Genomic DNA, 18,250 nt, shown 5'->3' with positions numbered 1-18,250 from the left:
ACGATGGCGGGTTATCGGCCTGGCGCCGGGGGCCTTGAGCGGGCCGGGGGGCAGACCGCGTCAACGAGCTTGGGGGCAGCACCTCAGTCCCGCAGGGCCGTCCCAAGGGACTGAGATCCCCCTCGGTGGGGCCGCGAGCGAAGTGAGCTTGGGGGCCATGTCAGTCCCGCCGGGCCGTCCCAAGGGACTGAGATCCCCCTCGGGGGGCCGCGAGCGCAGCGAGCTTGGGGGCCAAGTCAGTCCCGCCGGGCCGTCCCAAGGGACTGAGATCCCCCTCGGGGGGGCGCGAGCGCAGCGAGCTTGGGGGCTTAAGTCCCCCGGCCGCCAGGCGCGCCGTCGCCCAGCTGGCTGGCGATGGCCAGCAGCTGCTCGGGCGTCGGGCGGTCCCAGTCGTCGCCGATGGCACCCACCGCGTAGAAGCGGATCATCTCGGCCACCACCAGCGCATGCTGCCAGCCGCTGGTCTGCAGCCGCTTGCGGATGGAGGGGTGCACCTGGCGCGCCTCCATGTCTTCCAGCAGTGCCTGCGACAGCCGGGCCTGCTCCTCGGCCGACAGGCCGGCGATGTCGCGCACGATCTGCTCGCGGCGCTGGCGGATCCAGGCCTCGGTCCAGCGGGCCTCACGGCGCGCCTGCGCGGCGCGGTCTTCTTCGCTGCGGGCTGCGGCCGCGGACTCGGCCGGGCTGGCGGCAGGCGCGTCGTGGCGCTCGATCGCGGCCTTGGCGGCGCGCTGCGTCGCTTCACCCGACAGCAGGGCCTTGAGGTAGCGGAACGGGTCGCGCAGCGGCTCAGGGAAGGCGGTTTCCAGCCGCTTGCGCAAGGCCTCCAGACCTTCGGTGAAGGCCTGCTGGCCATAGGTCTCGATCAGCTCTTCGGCGCGGTTGTCGTCGATGCCCAGTACCCGCGCCTGGGTGACGGCGCTCAGGTCCACCGGCTGCGGCGGCTGGCGCGGCGGCATCGCCTCGCGCGCCTTGGGGCGGATGAGGAACTGCAGCTCGGACACGAAGCGGCCCGCCTTGTGCTCCACCAGCTCGACGTCGATGTCGGTGATGGCGCACACCTCGGCGATGGCCGGCTTCAACGTGTCGCGCTTGAAGATGCGGTACTCGAGCTTGGCGGTCTTCTCGTTCTCGGGCCGGCCGCTGAGCACCGGGCGCCACCAGGCCCAGGCTTGGCGCGAGGTGCGGCCGATGTCCTTGTAGCGCGAGCAGATCTCGTAGAGCGCGATGCCGGCGTGCGAGCGCAGCTGCGAGATGATCTCCAGCGACAGCCGGGCGAACACGGTGGGCTGCAGCAGCTCCTGCTTCAGGTTGACCGCATACGACCACTCCACCCACACCTGGCCGCGGATCTTGCTGAGCCGCGCATGCGCCAGCAGGCCGCTGACGTTCCAGGTGGTGCCTTCACCGGTGGTGGGCGACTGCCACTCCACCGTGGTGGAGACCATCGCGCGCAGGTGCTTCTTGATCAGTTCCTGGTCGTTGGAGTCGAAATCGACGCCGCGGATGATGCGTTCCAGCGGCGCGCTGAACACGTCCTTGTCCAGGCCCTGGGACTGAGCCTCGAACAGCAGCACGTTGTAGCTCTTGCGGCCCAGCGAGGTGATGCGCTGCGACTTGGGCACGATGGCCAGCGTGTTGACCGGCTTGCGCAGCGGCACGGTGATCTCAGCCACCGGCGCGCGCCCACGCGCAGCCCGACGCGGCGATGGCGGCACCACCGCGGCGGCGAACTCAGGCGCGCCGGCCTCGAAGAGCGGCGTCTGCTCGGTGAGGACCAGCTCGGACGTCATGGCGCCGCACTGTAGCCGAGCTTTTGCTGATGTGAACGAGCTTCTCACATCAAAGTGGTGAGTGCCGCTGGCCGTACTTTCCTGAATAGTCTCACGTGAGAGGCCGCTGCACCTGCGGCTGCTGTGCCCTTGCCTCCTGAAAACCCTCACCTGAGCCGCCGCAGGGCCCGTCAGGCGGAGGGTTTTCAGGGGGCCTGCGGGCGACGAAGCATTCCCGAAAGCTCTCCGCAGCGGCTGAATGACGCCGCCTTGGCGCCTGATCTTTGACCTTCAGAGGGGTTGCGAAGGCGCTGCGGCCGCTTCCCGGGGCCGTCCGGACCCGCCTGAAGGGCTATCCCGACCCCGCTCCGCCCCCTCCTGAAAATTCTCCGCATCGCCCCCGCATCCCCTCCGCCAAGCTCCCGCAAAGCCTCCGCAGGCTCCTGCATCCACTCACCTGGATCGGCCTAAGCTGTTGATTTCAAACGGTTATTCTGGCCCTAAAGGTATTAAAGGGCTTGAAGGGTATTGAATTCGTTAAACCCCGGGGCGCAGTCGTTGGAGTCGTCCACAATGCGGTCCAGCAGCTCGCCACGGCCTTTTTCGCTTTGCAAGCGATGGGGACGTTGACAGAATCAGCTCCCAGAGCAAGCTAAACGTCAAGCTTGCACGGTTCGTGAAACCAGGAGCGTTCTGTTGGACCACATGACAATCAAGCCGCCGCGGCCCATTCCGTTGGATGGCATCCGCGACCAGGCAGACCGTGCCGTCGCGATGATGGGCGAGATCCGTACCGCGATGCTGGCGCCGACGGCGCGCAAGGCACCGCCCGTCTTCAACCTCAGCCAGCTGGCTGCGATGCTGGGCATCGAAAAAGGATCGCTCAGCCACCGCATCACCCGTGGTGACCTGCCGGCGGGCCGGCTGAACGATGCCGGCAGCCGGCGGGAGTTCAGCTTGGCGGAAGCCCGGACCTGGATCCGCGAATACCGCAAGGAGTGGCTGAGGCCCGCAGGCGGTGAGGCGGTGACCATCGCGATCGGCAACTTCAAAGGCGGGGTGACCAAGACCACCACCGCGGTGACGCTGGCGCAGGGCTTGACCCTGCTGGGCCACAAGGTGCTGGTGGTCGACACCGATCCGCAGGGCTCGTTGACCACCCTGTTCGGCATCCTGCCCGACACGGAGGTGGAGGAGGACGACACCATCCTGCCGTTGGCGATGGGCTCGGAAACTTCGATCCGCTATGCCATCCGCCCGACTTACTGGGACGGCATCGATCTGGTGGCCGCGGCGCCCATGCTGTTCGGCGCCGAATTTGCGCTGCCCGCTCGGCAGACGCAGGAGCCGGGCTTCGAGTTCTGGCGGGTGCTGGACCTGGGCATTGACGATGTGCGTGGCGACTACGACGTGATCGTGATCGACACGCCGCCTTCGCTGTCTTACACCACCATCAATGCCTTCATGGCGTCCAACGGCATCATCATGCCGCTGCCGCCCAATGCGCTGGACTTCGCATCGGCTTCTCAGTTTTGGAGCCTGTTTGCCGACCTGACCTCGGAACTGCTGACCAAACGCGGACTCACCAAGGAATTCGACTTCATCCACGTGCTGCTGGCGCGGGTGGATTCGGCGGATGCGGCCAGCAACATCGTGCGGCAGTGGATCGGCCAGACTTATGCCGAAAAAGTGCTGCCGGTGGAAATTCCGAAAACCGCGGTAGCGGCCACCACCAGCGCAGAGTTCGGCACCGTCTACGACATTGCGCGCTATGACGGCAGCGCGAAGACCTTCAAGCGCGCGCGCGACGCGTACGACACCTTCGTTTCGCATATCGAGCGTTCGGTGTGGTCGGTGTGGCGCCGTCAGGTGTTGGAGCAGGCGGCTTTGAATGGTGGCGCCGGCGCGGCGGGTGGTGTGCCGGCCGCGGCGCCCACGGCACGAGGAACTAGGTGATGGCGAAGAAATTGTTTGAGAAGGCGGGGCTGATTCAGATGCCGTCCGCCGCACCCAAGGAGCCCGTAGCGCCGAAGCCGGCGGAAGAGATCCGAGCGAAGACGGCGCCGGGTTCGATGCTGCATTTCATGTCGGCGCAATCGACCGCCATCAAGGAGGCGGAGAGTTTGCGGGAGGAGCTGGCGCGCTATGAAGGCGCCCTGCCCGTGCGCCAGTTGGACCCGCGGTTGATCCGCCCTTCGGCCTGGGCGAACCGGCATGCCGCGTCGTTCGAAGGGCCTGACTTTGCGGCGCTCAAGGATGAAATCGCGGCGGCCAACGGCAACGTGCAGCCGATCAAGGTGCGTCCGATCCAGGGTGGGACCGCTGCCGTCACGGAGGGGGTTGGACAGTCCAACCCCCTCGCTACCGGCGGCGCGCTGTATGAGATCGTGTTCGGCCATCGTCGGCACCGCGCCTGCCTCGAGCTGGGCATTCCGGTGCTGGCCATGGTGGCCCCGGTCAACGAGCAGGAGCTGTTCGTGGCCATGGAGCGCGAGAACCGCGCCCGCAAGGATCTGTCCGCGTGGGAGCAAGGGATGATGTATGCCCGCGCACTGGACGCTGGGCTGTACGCCTCCAACCGCCAGCTGGCTGCAGCCATTGGGCGCGACCTGGGTGACGTGGGCAAGGCCTTGTCGCTGGCGCGGCTGCCTAAGGCGGTGGTGGACGCCTTCTCTTCACCGCTTGATCTGCAGTTCCGCTGGGCCAAGCTGCTGAACGATGCGCAGCAGAAAGATCCGGACGGCTTGATGGCGCGTGCGAAGGCGTTGGCGGCACGCACAGAGGCCTTGACTGCGAAACAGGTGCTGGAGCGGCTGCTGGACATGGACGATCGTCCGCTGACGGCGCCGGTGCCCGAGCAGGTGATCCAGAACGACCGCGAGCGGCTGGCCGTGATCGGCAGTGACGATCAGGGGAGGACGGTGGTGCGCTTTCAGCGCGCACTGAGCGACTCGCAACGAGATGCGCTGGCGGCAGCCTTGCGCGAGTTCTTTGCACTGCCAAAGTAGTCGCCCCGAGGGGGTTGGACAAGAAAAGGGGGTTGGACGGTCCAACCCCCTTTTTCTTTGGGTGATCGGTTGGCGCGGGGCTTGGAGCGCCTTCGGGCTCATCGGCACCGCCTGAAGCGCACAGACGAAAGACGGGAGCTACGCTTGTGCGATCTGCGCTTTGCTTGCGCTGAGTGCTCGCCTACCCTGCGGCGTTGCTACGGACGAGATTGCACCGCGTACTCCTCCGAGCCAGCTGAATCCTTGCTTCCCTTTGTCGAAGAGAGACGATGAGCGGCGCTCTAGCTCGCCGTGGAGTTTCGAGGCCTGTGCCTTGGCGTGGCTGAGCGACGACCGTACGACCTTCACGCTCTGCCGAGCCCGCCTAGTGCGCGGCGCATCCAAAGATCGCGGTGTGCCGGAAGCCCCTTCTCAGCCGAGCGGTCAGCCCCCGCGCTTGCAACGTCGGCTCACTGGCTCGTCGAGGGGGTCCTGCCATATGTCAGCGAAGCTAGACCAGCGGAGGCGGTGCCTGGCGTGCCGTCACGAGACAACAGCCTGCGGCCGCGCTAGTTGGCCTAAAAGTTTCAGTCGCCGCAAGGCGCCGGAACAAGCGGCCAATCCATGTCAGCCCCGCCGGCTCAGTTAGAGCTTCCCGTTTTCTCTCACGTCACGTGCTTGCGCTCAGAAGGTGCGGAAGATCATCCAGCCAATGCCCAAGGCCATGCGAGTGAGGCGGCGGAACTGATGTGGCAGCGCCCCCTGATGGCATTCCGCCGGGACAAGCGACGAGCCTTTTGTTGAACATCCGCGTGGCCGTGATCGCCGCGGTTTGCTCAGCCGCGACAACGAGAGCCACCGGTGATCATGCGGGAGGACGCCGGAGCGACTGGTGCCGCCTCGCTGACTGAACGCCCTGGCCAGTCAGCCTGGCAGCCAGACGCTGGCGCACGAAGGCCTATCGTGCGCAGCAGCGCGACTGCTTCGCGCCCTCTCAGTCAGTCCAGTGCTCCATCGGCGGACCTCAGTCACGGCCCGCTGTACCTCTTCAGCGCCGCGAAGCCGGGACGATTTCCGCCCTGCTCTACCGGGGGTTGGACGGTCCAACCCCTTTTCGTTGCGCTGGGTCGAAAGCGTCAAGAGCAGTCCTGAAAACTCTCCGCTAGGGGGTGCAATGCACGCCTGCGCAGTTAGACGGCCGATATCCCCCAATACGCGGGCGCCGCGCCGACCCTCCCCTTGCCCGGCCGTCGCTCCGTAACGCCGTCTCCCCCAACCTTCGACTTGCGGTTAGCAGGACCCCCGTGCCCGTCCGCTCCTGAGCGCACACCTTGGCGCTTATCACCGGACGGCGCTGGTGCCTCGTCCGCTGATATGCCCTTGGCACCTGTCGGCAACACCAAAAAACCCACTCCCGAAAACTCTCCGCTTCCACGGTGGTCAACCAGGCTGCCAGCCAGCGCACCCTGACGTTGGTGCACGCCTCGGCCGTTCACCAGCAGCCGTACCGGCATGCCACTCCACCAGTCAACTTGACCTCGCAAGACCGCGCGAATACCAAAGTACACTTGAACTCAGTAATCAACCACCACAAAAAACAGCGCCAAAATCCCGGCTCCAACCATGGCCGCCTTCCCACCCCCTTCCGCCCCCCCAAACCGGCTGGTTGAGCCCTCGGGGGCGCCGCTGCAGCTGAACACCAGCCACTTCGCCTTCATGCGGGCGCTGGTGCAAGGCGTGGGGCTGCGCGACGCGTGGGTGCGTTACCTGCACCCCGGGGACGGAGCGCCGCAGGATCTGGCGCGCATGCGGGCGATGGTGCAGGCCTTCCGCGACGCGTTCGCGGCCGCGGCGCGGCGCGAGCGGCGCCACGGCGTCGCGCGGCTGGTGCTGGTGGACCTGAGCCGGGTGCCGGACGATGCGGCGGCCCTGCCCAGCCTGGAAGACTTCGCAGCAGAACGCGGGCTGGAAGACTTCTCAGAGGCCGAGCAGCTGGAGGCCTACCAAGCGGCGCACGGTCGCGCGGTGCAACGGCTGGGACGCCGCGCCCGGCTGGTGGCGCGCCAGCTGGAAGCGCTGCGCTGGCTGGAATCGCTCAGCACCCGGCCGCCCGCGCTGGACGATCCCGTGGACGCCTGGCTGGATCCGCAACTGGCCGATCGCCTGATGGCTGCAGGCCTGACCACGCTGCGGCAACTGAAGGGGCGCATCGAGGGTGCGACGGGTCGCTGGTGGCGTCCGGTCCGCGGCGTCGGGGCCCTGAAGGCGGGCCGCATCGAGCAGTGGCTGCGCGACCATGGCGGCTCGCTGGGCCCTGAGGCGGATGACCGCACGCTGGCGGCCCGGCCATCGACTGCCCACGCCACCGGCCCCGTGCCGCTGGAGCGCTTCAACCCTCCGCCAGCGCTGGACGGTCGCCAGGGACGGTTCCGCCAGCCGCAGGCCTTGTCGCTGCTGGGCGTCACCACCGACCGGGAGGCGCTGATGGCCTGGCTGCACGGCAAGTCGGCCGCCTCGCCGCACACGCAGCGGGCCTACCGGCGTGAGGCCGAGCGCTTCTGGCTGTGGGCGGTGCTGGTGCGGGGCCTGGCGCTGTCGTCGGTGTCGGCGTCCGATGTGCAGGCTTATCTGCAGTTCGTGCGTGATCCACAGCCCCGGGCCGATTGGTGCGGGCCGCGTCACCAGCCGCGCTCGTCGCCGCTGTGGCGGCCGTTCGAAGGGCCGCTGTCGGCCAGCGCCCGGCGGCAGACCATCACCATCCTGCGCAACCTGTACGCCCACTGGCTGTCGCAGGGGCATGTGCGCCTCAACCCCTGGCAGGGCGCCGCGGCGGGCAGCGACCGCCGCCCGCCGCTGGACGCCGGCCGCAGTCTGACGCCCGCCCAATGCGTCTGGGTGGCGCGTCGCCTGCACCGCCTGCCCGACACGGCCACCACGCTGCGGTTGCGGCTGGCCTGGGGCCTGATGCAGGGCCTGGGGCTTCGGCTGTTCGAAGCCGTGGCGGCCCGGCTGGGTGACCTGCGGGCTGAAGCCGGCACGGGCACCGACCCGTTGTGGCTGCACGTTCCCGGCCGCGGTACGCGTGAGCGTGAGCTCAAGCTGCCGGCCGGCTGGGTGGAAACGCTCCGGGCCTCACTCACCGCCCGTGGCCTGCTGGCCGACCCGCTGCATCCGTCGCAGGCCGATGTGCCGGTGCTGGGCCAGGCCGCGGACTTCGGCCTGCTGGCGCCCGGGCTGGCCTCGGGCCGGGTGATCGATCCGCGGCAAGGCATCGCGGCGGCCACGCTGGCCGAGCAGTTCAAGCGCCTGTTCCGCCAATGTGCCGCGGAGGCCGCCGCTGCCGGCGACAGCGCGGACGCCCAGGCGCTGCGCCGCGCCAGCAGCCACTGGTTGCGTCACACCCATGGGATTCAGGCCTTGGCCCAGGGGCTGCCGGTGATCACGGCGCAGGGCCGGCTGGGTCATGCTTCGCCCGCCGTCACCGCGCTGTACCGCAGGGCCGCCGTCGCAGGCCAGAATCGACCGCTGGATCACAGAAAGCCCATGACATGACCTGCTGTCCTTCGCGCTTCCAACCTCTGTGTTCACCTTCAAAGCGGAGGGCGCGATGAGCACGCCCCGCCGCATCGCCATCGTCGGCGCCGGGGCCATCGGCGGCTTTCTGGGTACCAGGCTGGCCCTGGCCGGCCACCGCGTGAGCGCGCTGGCCCGGGGCCAGACGCTGCAGGCCTTGCAGCAGCACGGCTGGCGCCTGCGCGAAGCCGGTGAGCTGCACCAGGCGCCCTGCGCCACCGTGTCCGACGACGCTGCCGCCCTCGGTCCGCAGGATCTGGTGGTCATCGCGGTCAAGGGTCCGGCCCTGGCCGCGGTGGCCGGGCAACTGGCGCCCTTGCTGGATGCGCACACGGTGGTGCTGCCCGCGATGAACGGCGTGCCCTGGTGGTTCGTGCAAGGCCTGCCCGGCATCGGCGATACGCCGCTGGACAGCGTGGACCCGGGCGGACGCATCGCCTCGGCCATCGCCTTGCCGCGGGTGCTGGGCTGCGTGGTGCATGCGGCCACCGGCACCAGTGCGCCCGGCGTGGTGGAACACCGCATGGGGCAGGGCCTGATCATCGGCGAGCCGGCAGGCGGTGAGTCGGCGCGCGCGAACGACTGGGCCGCGGTGCTGCGCGAAGCAGGCTTCGACGCCACGGCCTCACCGCGCGTGCGCTACGACATCTGGTTCAAGCTGTGGGGCAACCTCACGATGAACCCCGTGTCGGCCATCACCGGCGCCACGGTGGACCGGGTGCTGGACGACCCGCTGGTGCGGGCCTTCTGTTCGGCTGCGATGCAGGAGGCCGCCGAGATCGGCCGGCGCATCGGCTGCAGCATCGACCAGGCCCCCGACGACCGCCATGCCGTCACGCGCAAGCTGGGCGCCATCTCCACTTCGATGCTGCAGGACGTGCAGGCCGGCCGGCCGATGGAGCTGGACGCCATCGTCGGCGCGGTGCACGAACTGGGCCGCCGGGTGAACGTGCCGACGCCGAACGTGGACGCGCTGTTCGGCCTGGCGCGCCTGTTCGGGCGGGTGAAGGACTTGTACAAAAACTGAGGCTCAGTCTCCCCGAGAGGGCACTCAGTGCAGCTTCACCGGCGGCACCGTGCGGGCCGTCAGCCAGCCGCCTACGGTGGCCAGCACCGTGCGTGGCAGGCCGTGCAGCGTGGCCATGTGCTGGCGCTGCAGGCCCCAGTAGGCCCAGCGGGCCAGCAGGCCGTCTAGGTTGAAGCCGCTGCTGCCTGCGCCACCGGGCGTGGCCACGCGGCCCACCGCATGGCGGCGGCCGATGGACACCAGTGAGCCCTTGTCGTCGTAGCGAAAGGCGGGCAAGGGCTCGCCGCGGATGAAGCCGGGCAGGGCGCGGGCCAGCAGGTCGGCCTGCTGGTGTGCGGCTTGCGCGCGCGGCGGCACCGCCGGCCCGCCGGGCTGGGGCGTGCACCAGGCGCAATCGCCGATGGCCAGCACCCGCGGGTCCTGCGGCGTCTGCATCGTGGGGCCCACCACCAGCTGGCCGCTGCGCGTCAGCGCCAGACCATCCAGCTGCGTCAGCACCTCCGGGCCGCGGATGCCGGCGGCCCACACGGTCAGGTCCGCGGGCAGGCTGTCTTCGCCCAGCTGCACGCTGCCGGCCGTCACACCCGTCACCTTGACGCCGGTGCGCACGTCGATGCCGCGGCGCTGCAGGTCGGCCTGCGCCTGCGCGGCCACCGCCTCGGGCAGTGCGGCCAGCAGGCGCGGCCCGGCCTCCAGCAGGTGGATGCGCACCGGCAGCCCTTCGGCCGTGATCGGGCCCGAGCCGCCCAGGTGCGGCACGAAGCCGGCCAGCGTGGACAGCGTCTCCATCAACTCGGCCGCCAGTTCCACACCGGTGGCACCGCCGCCGACGATGGCGATGCGCACCGGCGTGCGGGCGCCCGCGCTGGACGCCTGCAGCTCGTTGCGCGCCCACAGCGACAGCAGCCGGCGATGGAAGCGCCGCGCATCGTCGGCGGTGTCCAGCGCCACCGCATGCTCGCGCACGCCAGGCGTGCCGAAGTCGTTGACCACGCTGCCCAGCGCCAGCACCACGGTGTCGTAGGGCACGGCGCGGCGCGGGGCCACGGTATGGCCATCGTCGTCCACCAGCGGCGCCAGCCACAGCTGGCGCGCCGTGCGGTCCATCATTTCCAGCCGGCCCAGGTGAAAGCGGAAGCCGTGGCGCTGCGCCTGCTGCAGGTAGTCGGTCTCCTGGTCGGGGCCGCCCAGCGTGCCGGCTGCCAGCTCGTGCAGCTGGGGCTTCCACACATGGGTCAGAGCGGCGTCGATCAGCGTCAGGTCGATCGGCGCGTCGGGGCCGAGCCGGCGGCCGAGGCGGGCCGCCAGTTCCAGCCCGCCGGCTCCTCCACCCACGATCACGAGGCGGTGGCGGCCGGCCTGGGCCCCGGAAGGGTTGCTTGCTTCAGTCATGCAGGGGCAGTGGCAGATGCGATGCCTGCATGATGCACGGCCCTTCAGGCCGAGGGCTGGAACGCGTAGCCGTTGCCGGCCGGTGCCATGCGGCCGAAACCCGGGAACGGGTAGTGGAAGCCGCCCATCATCGCGTTGGAGGCGGTGATGCGCTGGAACACCGCGCGCCGCGTCTGGCGGGCCTTTTCCGCATCCATGTCGAAGGTCACGGCCCAGTCGGGGTTGCGTGCGAACAGCGCCGGCACGTTGGTCAGGTCGGCCACGTAGAAGAATTTCTGGCCGGCCGAGCTCAGCTCGAACAGCGTGTGGCCCGGCGTGTGGCCGTAGGCCGCCACCGAGCGGATGCCCGGCAGGATCTCGGTGTCGGCCTCGAAGCGCTGCAGCCTGTCGGCCGGCATGTTGCCGAAGGTGCGGCGCACGTTCTCGAACGCGCCCTTCATGCCGGCCGGGGCCGCATTCATCTGCGCATCGTCCATCCAGAAGGCGTATTCGGCCGCCGGCACCATCACCTTGGCATTGGCGAACACCAGCTCGCCTGCCTTGTTGCGGATGCCGTTGATGTGGTCGCCGTGGAAGTGCGAGATCAGCACCGTGTCGATGTCGGTGGGCGCGAAGCCCGCCGCCCGCAGCTGCTGCAGCAGCTTGCCGGTGGTGGGGCCGCCGAACTCACCCAGCCCGGTGTCCACCAGCGTGCGTTTGCCGCCGCTGACGATCAGGAAGGGCGTGTACGGCACGTCGATGTAGTCGGTGGGCAGGTTCTGCGAAGCCAGCAGCGCCCGCACCTCGGCCAAGGGCGCGTTCTTCACGAATTCGGCCACCAGCGGCCGGCGGGTGATGCCGTCCAGCAGCGAGATCACCTCCGCATCACCCACCTTCATGCGCGCGAAGCCAGTGGCGGGCAGGGCGGGCGTGCCCAGGTCGGGCGCGTTCTGCGCCCAGGCGGGCACGAAGGAACCGGTGGCGTACAGCGCGCTGGAAGCCAGGCTGGCGCCCAGCAGTTGGCGGCGATTGAGCATGGGGTGGACTCCTGTGATGTCGACTTGTGGAAGGACGGGCGGTGCGCCTTGGGCATGGCGGCTGCTAGCCTGCAGCCCATGCAAAGCACCTCCCGGTCCGACGCTACGACATCCCGTTGGTGCCTGGCGTTCACCGGGTTTTGGCTTTTTTGTTGCCTGCTGGCTGGGGCGCGGGCCGCCGATGATCCGTTGCGCATCGGCTCCAAGCGTTTCACCGAGGCCTATGTGCTGGCCCAGGTGCTGGCGCAGACCGCCGCGCCGCATACCCGCACCGAGGTGCTGGCCGGCCTGGGCAACACCGCCATCGTGTACGAGGCATTGCGCTCCGGCCGCATCGACCTGTACCCCGAGTACCTGGGCACCATCGACCAGGAGATCCTGAAGAACCCGCGCCCGGGCAGCCTGGCGTCCATCCAGGCCCAGCTGGTGCCGCTGGGCTTCGGGGTGGCGATTCCGCTCGGCTTCAACGACGGCTATGCGCTGGCCATGCGCGAGGCCGATGCCCAGCGCCTGGGCATCCGCCGGCTGTCCGACCTGGCGGCGCACCCCGCGCTGCGAATGGGCCTGTCCAACGAATTCATCGGCCGCCAGGACGGCTGGCCCGGTCTGCGCAGCGCCTACGGCCTGCCGCAGCAGCCCACCGGCGTGGACCATGGCCTGGCCTACGACGCGCTGGCGCAGGGCCAGATCGACGTGATGGACATCTACACCACCGACGCCAAGATCGGCCACCTGGGCCTGCGCGTGCTGGAGGATGACCGCCAGTACTTCCCGCGCTACGACGCGGTGGTGCTGTACCGGCTGGACGTGCCGCAGCGCTTTCCTGCCGCGTGGCAGGCGCTGCAGGCGCTGGCCGGCAGCATCGACGAGCGCGAGATGATCGCGATGAACGCCCGCGCCGAGCTGCAGGGCGTGCCCTTCGAGACCATCGCCCGCGACCACCTGGCCGGGCGCAGCGCACCGGCCGGGGAGGGCGCCGCCCGCGGCCTGTGGGCCAAGCTCGTGGGCGCCGACCTCGGCCGGCTGGCGCTGCAGCACCTGGGCCTGGTGCTGGCCTCGGTGCTGGCGGCGGTGGCCATCGGCGTGCCGCTGGCGGTGGCCGTTTCGGCACGGCCGCTGGCGCGGGGCTGGCTGCTGGCCCTGGTGGGCTTGTGCCAGACGGTGCCTTCGCTGGCCATGCTGGCGGTGCTCATCTGGGCGCTGGGCCGCATCGGCACCGTGCCGGCGCTGGTGGCGCTGACGCTGTATGCGCTGCTGCCCATCGTGCGCAACACCTGCACCGGCCTGGCCGAGGTGCCCGCGGGCCTGAAGCAGGCCGCCACCGCGCTGGGCCTGCGCCGCAGCCAGGTGCGCCGGCATGTGGAGCTGCCGCTGGCGCTGCCCACCATCGTGGCCGGCGTGCGCACCGCCACCGTCATCGGTGTGGGCACGGCCACGCTGGCGGCCTTCATCGGCGCCGGCGGCTTCGGCGAGCGCATCGTCACCGGGCTGGCGCTCAACGACAACCAGATGATGCTGGCCGGTGCCTTGCCCTCGGCGGCGCTGGCCCTGCTGCTGGAACTGGTGTTCGAACTGGCTGAACGCCTGTGGCTGCACCGGCGCGGTGCACCCTAGCAATTGGCCGTGGTCCGTCTGGCAATTCTGGCGACCGACCGTCAGATCTGACGCGTAGTCTGACTGCTCCCCGTGCTAACCCTTGAGCGTCATGTCGTCCACCAGCTACCGGCGAGGTTTCCCTTTCTCTTCTGAAGTGGCAGGCCTCGTCGCCCGGATGGAGACGGTCGAGGAACACCGCGAAAACCTGCAACGGCTGCAAGGCGTGTGGGACACGCTGGCCCTGCTGGGCCAGATGAGCGGCGCGGTGCCCGACATCGGCAGCACCCGCCGCGCCTTCGAGCAGCTGGGCAGCACGCTGCTGGATGCGTTGGCCACCCGCACCCTGGCCCACCTGCGCGACTGCCTGCAATCGCGGGCGCAGGTGGCCATCGACGTGCTGGTGCGCAACCTGTTCGAGCGCACCGCCGACGTCGGCTTCCTAGCCACCGACAGCGAGCTGCGTGCGCATGCGCAGCAGTGCGCTGGCGAGCCGCAACCCGACCCGCAGCGCCGGGCCGCGCTGGAAGCGCGCTTCCGCGAGTACGTGGCCAAGTATTCGGTCTACGACGACATCCTGGTGCTGTCGCCCCACGGCCAGGTGCTGGCCCGGCTGATGCCCGGCGAGCCGGACACCGCTGCGGTGGCCGACCAGCCCTGGTTCGCGCAGGCCTTGCGTGGCAGCGGCTATGTGGAGCATGCGGGCGCGCTGCCCCTGCAGCCCGGCCGCAGCGGCCTGCTGTATGCCCACGCGGTGCGTGGCAATGGCGGTGCGGTGGTGGGCGTGCTGTGCCTCTCGTTCCGCTTCGAGGACGAGATGCAGCGCATCTTCGGCCAGCTGGGCGCGCAGCAGCATGCCGGCGCGCTGGCGCTGATCGACGCACAGGCGCGGGTGGTGGCCAGCTCCGACCCCTGGCTGCTGCCGGTGGGCGCGGTGTTGCCCCAGCATGCACAGCCGCGCCTGCGCTTTGCCGGGCGTGAGATGGTGGCCGCGCTGGCCCGGCCCACCGGCTATGAAGGCTATGGCGGCCCGGGCTGGCGTGCGCTGGCCGTGGTGCCGGCCGATGCCGCCTTCGAGCCGCCGCTGCCGGGGCAGGGCGCCGAGCAGCAGGCCCTGCCGCCCGACCTGGACCGCATCGACACCCAGCGCTTGTTCGATGCGCAGCTGCAAGCCATCGGCCCGCAGGCCCAGCGCATCGAGCGCGGCCTGGCCCGCCTGCTGTGGAACGGCCGCCTGCGCCAGAGCGAAGACAGCCTGGCCGGCGCCGCCTTCGCCAGCACCTTGCTGGGCGAGGTGGGCCTGACCGGCGAACGCCTGCGCGGCGTGTTCGACCAGGCCATCGCCAACCTGCACCGCAGCACCCTGGCCGCGGTGTTCGACCGCGTGCGCCACCATGCCCGGCTGGCCATCGACATCATGGACCGCAACCTCTATGAGCGGGCCAACGACGTGCGCTGGTGGGCGCTGGACGGCGTGCTGCGCGCCACCCTGGCGGGCCAGGCCGAGGTACCCCAGGCAGAGGCCGTGCTGGCCCACATCAACCGGCTGTACACCGTGTACACCCTGCTGGTGCTGGTGGACCTGCAAGGCCAGGTGGTGGCCGTCTCGCAGCCCGGAGCCGCGCACTGGCGTGGCCAGGTGATCGACGAGCCCTGGGTGGCCGCGGCGCTGGCCTGCCGCGACAGCCAGGCCCATGCCGTCTCGCGCCACCAGCCCAGCGCGCTGTACGAAGGCCGGTCCACCTACGTGTTTGGCGCCGCGCTGCGCGATGCGCAGCAACGGCCGGTGGGTGCCATCGGCATCGTGTTCGACGGCGCGCCCCAGTTCACCGCGATGCTGGCGGACGCCATGCCGCGCGACCTGGCCGGCTGCGCGCAGATCGTCACCCGCAGCGGCCTGCTGGTGGCCAGCACCGATGCCACCCAGCCCGTGGGCCAGCCGGTGCCGCTGCCGCCGGGCTGGGGCCAGCTGGCGGCCGGCGCTTCCGGTGCCTGCGTGATCGACATCAACGGCGTGGCCCATGCGGTGGGCTACGCGATGGCGGGCGGCTACCGCGAATACCCGGTGGCCCGCACCGACGCGGCCGACGACGTGGGCACGCTGGTGATCACACCGCTGGGCCGGCGCCTGCCCGCGGCCGAGCCGCCGGTGCTCCCCTTCGAGGCGCGGCCGGTGACCGGCCGACGGGGCCGCGCGCCGCTGCTGCGGGTGGCGGCCTTCCGCCTGGGTGATGGCTGGTTCGGCCTGCCCATCGAACAGGTGCTGCAGGCGCCTGACGGCGTGCGCGTGACGCCGCTGCCCCAGGCCCGCAGCCTGCGCCCGCACCTGCCGGGGCTGCTCTCATACGAAGACGCGCTGCTGCCGGTGCTGGACGTGGCGCTGCTGCGCGGCATCCACCGCCCGCCGGTGGACGATGCCCCCATCGTCGTGGCCCAGGCCGGCCCGCAGCATCGCCTGGCGCTGCGCGTGGACGAACTGGGCCCGGTGTTCGAGGTGCACCCCGACGACCTGCAGACCGTGCCCAACGGCACCGAGCGCCTGGTGCAGGGCAACGGCCGCCACATGCTCACGCTGCTGGACGCGCGCGTGCTGTGGCAGGCGACGTCGGACCGGGCGTTGCCGGAGCCGACGGCAAGCGTCTAGATGGTGACGCCCCCGTCCACTACGATGCTCTGGCCGGTCATGTAGCTGCCGGCCTTGCTGGCCAGGAACACCGCCGCCCCGGCGATCTCGTCGGGCTCGCCGATGCGGCGCAGCGGCGTGGTGGACATGCGCTGCTTGAGCATGGCTTCGTCTTCCCACAGCGCGCGGGCGAAGTCGGTGCGGATCAGCCCCGGCGCGATGCAGTTGACGCGCACGTTGTGCGGCCCCAGTTCCACCGCCAGGTTGCGCGCCAGCTGGAAGTCGGCGGCCTTGGAGATGTTGTACGCGCCGATCACCGGCGAGCCGCGCAGGCCGCCGATGCTGGAGACGATGACGATGGAGCCCTGGCGGCGCTCCACCATCGAGGGCGCCACGAAGTTGATCAGCCAGTGGTTGGCGATCACGTTGTTCTCCAGGATCTTGCGGAACTGGTCGTCCTCGATGCCGGCCATCGGCCCGTAGTAGGGGTTGCTGGCCGCGTTGCACACCAGCGTGTCGATCGGGCCCAGCCGGCGCGCGGTTTCTTCGGCCAGGTGCTGCAGGTCCTGCTTGCTGGAGATGTTGGCCGGGATGGCGATGGCCCGGCCTGCGCCGTGGCGGGCATTGATGGCGGCGGCCACCTCGTTGCAGGGCTCGGCCTTGCGCGACGAGATCACCACCCGTGCGCCCTGTTCGGCCATGCGCTCGGCAATGGCCTTGCCGATGCCGCGGGACGAGCCGGTGATGACGGCCACCTGGCCTTCAAGCGAAAAAAGAGACATGCGCGCGCTCCGGGGTGTGGTTGGGCTGAGCCGCATACCGTACCAGTGCTTCTGAAGCGCGGCATCCCCAACAACGCTAACCCGGTGTGTAAGGTGGGCGACAAGGGCAAACGCCGACGTACCCGGTCTTCGAAACGCGGCATGCTGCGGCGGTGGCCCGCCAGCGGCGCGCCCGTATCATCCGTGCAGTTTTCGCCAGCCCATGCCCGCCGTATGAGTTCACCCGCGTTGCCCCTGCGCACGGCCCCGGCCGCCACTGCCGCGCAGACGCTGCGCTTCCAGGAAAAGCGCGAGGCCCTGCTGCAGGCCGCGGTGGCGGTGTTCAACGAGCGTGGCGTCAAGGGTGCCACGCTGGCCGACATCGCCGGCCGGGTGGGCCTGGTCACCAACAGCGTGACCTACTACTACCGCAAGAAGGAAGACCTGGCGATCGCCTGCGTGCTGCGCGCGCTGGACCTGCACGACCAGTTGGTGGCCGAGGCCGCACGGCAGCCCGATGTGGCCACCCGGGTGCGCGCCTACCTGGTGGGCCATGCGCAGGCGCTGGCCGCAGTGGAGCGCGGCGAGCAGCCGGCGGTCATGCAGTTCAATGACATGCTGGCCCTGCCCAGCCCGCAGGCCGAAGAGGCCTGGGGCCGCTACACCGACATGTATAGACAAGTGCGCGGCCTGCTCAAGGGCCCGGAGACCGCCGGCATCGGCCGCCGCGAGCTGAACGCGCGCGGCCACGTGCTGCTGTCGGCCGCGCTGTGGCTGCGGGTGTGGCTGTGGCAGTACGAGCCCGACGAGTACGCCGATCTGGCCGCGCAGGCCGCCGACGTCCTGCTGCACGGCGTGCTGGCCGGCGGCCGCTGGCCGCAGGAGGCCGCGTCGCCCGAGGCCGGCTGGCGCCTGCTGGACGTCAGCGACGCGGCGGCCGACGCCTTTCTGCGTGCGGCCACCGCGCTGGTGAACGAGCAGGGTTACCGCGGCGCCTCGGTCGACAAGATCTCGGCCCGGCTCAACGTCACCAAGGGCTCGTTCTACCACCACCACGACAACAAGGAAGACCTGATCACCGAGTGCTTCGAGCGCAGCTTTTCGGTGCTGCGCCAGGCCTTGCGGCTGGCTGCGCAGGCCGAGGGTGATGGCGGCGCGCGCGCCGCGGCGGCGGGGCGTGCGCTGGTGCGCTTCCAGCTGTCGGCGCAGGGGCCGTTGTTGCGCGCTTCGGCCACCAGCGCGCTGCCCGACCAGGCCCACCGCGACACCGTGCGCACCACGCTGCACCGCCTGACGCAACGCATGGCGGGCCTGCTGGTGCAAGGCGTGGTGGACGGCTCGGTGCGGCCGCTGGACACGCAGATGGCCGCGCAGGTGCTGGTGGGCGGCATCAACGCCGCGGCCGAGCTGCACCGCTGGGTGCCCGATGCGCGGGTGGACAGCGCGGCCGAGCTGTATGCCCGGCCGTTGTTCCAGGGCTTGCTGGTGCCGGCGGGCTGAAACGAC

Annotated in this window: 11 protein-coding genes; 7 read left to right on the top strand and 4 right to left on the bottom strand. The window is 70.1% G+C overall.

The annotated features are described in order from the left end of the window. Positions 1 to 308: 308 nt before the first annotated feature. Complete coding sequence (locus MW290_RS07380) at positions 309 to 1,793, bottom strand: replication initiation protein (RefSeq protein ID WP_250194034.1); 1,485 nt, start codon at positions 1,791 to 1,793, stop codon at positions 309 to 311. Positions 1,794 to 2,630: 837 nt separating this feature from the next. Here MW290_RS07380 and MW290_RS07375 point away from each other — a divergent pair. From MW290_RS07375 to MW290_RS07360, 4 genes are all read left to right on the top strand, one after another. After that, on the top strand, positions 2,631 to 3,728 hold the full coding sequence (locus MW290_RS07375) for a ParA family protein (RefSeq protein WP_250194033.1): 1,098 nt from the start codon (positions 2,631 to 2,633) through the stop codon (positions 3,726 to 3,728). Beyond that, on the top strand, positions 3,728 to 4,780 hold the full coding sequence (locus MW290_RS07370) for a ParB/RepB/Spo0J family partition protein (RefSeq protein WP_250194032.1): 1,053 nt from the start codon (positions 3,728 to 3,730) through the stop codon (positions 4,778 to 4,780). The genes MW290_RS07375 and MW290_RS07370 overlap by 1 nt, the downstream gene beginning before the upstream one ends. A 1,602-nt stretch (positions 4,781 to 6,382) precedes the next feature. Then, positions 6,383 to 8,311: a site-specific integrase gene (locus tag MW290_RS07365; RefSeq protein ID WP_250194031.1), complete on the top strand. Its 1,929-nt coding sequence runs from the start codon at positions 6,383 to 6,385 to the stop codon at positions 8,309 to 8,311. 55 nt (positions 8,312 to 8,366) lie between these two features. Next, the gene (locus MW290_RS07360) at positions 8,367 to 9,359 is read left to right on the top strand and encodes a 2-dehydropantoate 2-reductase (RefSeq protein ID WP_250194030.1); all 993 of its coding nucleotides are present in this window, start codon (positions 8,367 to 8,369) and stop codon (positions 9,357 to 9,359) included. A 24-nt stretch (positions 9,360 to 9,383) separates the two neighbouring features. On the opposite strand, the gene MW290_RS07355 is transcribed toward MW290_RS07360, so the two are convergent. Both MW290_RS07355 and MW290_RS07350 read right to left on the bottom strand, forming a co-directional pair. Then, positions 9,384 to 10,751 carry an NAD(P)/FAD-dependent oxidoreductase gene (locus MW290_RS07355; protein WP_250194029.1) on the bottom strand — a complete coding sequence of 456 codons (1,368 nt, stop codon included), beginning with the start codon at positions 10,749 to 10,751 and terminating at the stop codon, positions 9,384 to 9,386. Between the two features lie 44 nt (positions 10,752 to 10,795). Continuing rightward, entirely contained in the window at positions 10,796 to 11,767 is a 972-nt protein-coding gene (locus MW290_RS07350; RefSeq protein WP_250194028.1) for an MBL fold metallo-hydrolase, read from the bottom strand. Positions 11,768 to 11,845: 78 nt separating this feature from the next. Here MW290_RS07350 and MW290_RS07345 point away from each other — a divergent pair, with 78 nt between their 5' ends. After that, positions 11,846 to 13,381, top strand: coding sequence for a glycine betaine ABC transporter substrate-binding protein (locus MW290_RS07345; protein ID WP_375142724.1), 1,536 nt, complete (start codon positions 11,846 to 11,848; stop codon positions 13,379 to 13,381). Between the two features lie 157 nt (positions 13,382 to 13,538). Beyond that, positions 13,539 to 16,004 carry a chemotaxis protein CheW gene (locus MW290_RS07340; RefSeq protein ID WP_250194027.1) on the top strand — a complete coding sequence of 822 codons (2,466 nt, stop codon included), beginning with the start codon at positions 13,539 to 13,541 and terminating at the stop codon, positions 16,002 to 16,004. Here the strand turns inward: MW290_RS07340 and MW290_RS07335 are convergent. Next, the gene (locus MW290_RS07335; protein ID WP_250194026.1) at positions 16,001 to 16,765 is read right to left on the bottom strand and encodes an SDR family NAD(P)-dependent oxidoreductase; all 765 of its coding nucleotides are present in this window, start codon (positions 16,763 to 16,765) and stop codon (positions 16,001 to 16,003) included. The two genes, MW290_RS07340 and MW290_RS07335, sit on opposite strands and share 4 nt — an antisense overlap. Positions 16,766 to 16,978: 213 nt before the next feature. Here MW290_RS07335 and MW290_RS07330 point away from each other — a divergent pair, with 213 nt between their 5' ends. Continuing rightward, a complete protein-coding gene (locus tag MW290_RS07330; RefSeq protein WP_250194025.1) occupies positions 16,979 to 18,244 on the top strand; it encodes a TetR/AcrR family transcriptional regulator in 1,266 nt (421 codons plus the stop codon). Positions 18,245 to 18,250 lie beyond the last annotated feature (6 nt).

The organism is Aquincola tertiaricarbonis (assembly GCF_023573145.1).
GTDB lineage: Bacteria > Pseudomonadota > Gammaproteobacteria > Burkholderiales > Burkholderiaceae_C > Aquincola > Aquincola tertiaricarbonis_B.
Note: the sequence above shows the minus strand (reverse complement) of the source record. Positions and strands in the feature narration are given on the sequence as shown.